The sequence below is a fragment of the Rhizobium ecuadorense genome, assembly GCF_001187535.1.
GTDB classification, from domain to species: Bacteria; Pseudomonadota; Alphaproteobacteria; order Rhizobiales; family Rhizobiaceae; genus Rhizobium; species Rhizobium ecuadorense.
On the sequence record NZ_LFIO01000546.1, the window covers coordinates 1 to 391 of the forward strand.

Annotated in this window: 1 protein-coding gene; it reads right to left on the reverse strand. The window is 57.5% G+C overall.

Going from position 1 to position 391, the window contains the following annotated elements; translation table 11 throughout:
* The coding region (locus AF337_RS11925; protein ID WP_483150624.1) for a type 1 periplasmic-binding domain-containing protein at positions 1 to 391 on the reverse strand (391 nt) is incomplete at both ends.

Sequence of the window (391 nt, forward strand, 5' to 3'; positions counted from 1 at the left end):
GCGATAGCCCTTGTCGAAGAGGTAATCGACGATCTCGCTGAGAGCGAGTTCTGCATCGCAGGCAATCGCGGGAACGCCGGGGATTTGGCTGTCTCTTGCAAGAACGAACATCGGCGGGAAACCTGGGCCGAGCCGTCGATCACCCAGTGTTTCCTCTCGAAAAGCGGTCCCGAATAGGATAACGGCGTCGAATTGTCGTTGGTCGGCGTTGATCAAGGCGTGAACGTGATCGAAATGGCGGTTGATGTTGATCAATACGGTCAACAGACCCTCCGCCTGCAGGCGCTCGGTCAACATCTCCAGAACCGGAAGCTTGTGCGGATTGGCGAAGTCGTCAACGAAGACTGCCACCTGGTGGGTGGTGTTCGTCGCAAGACTGCGGGCAAGCAGG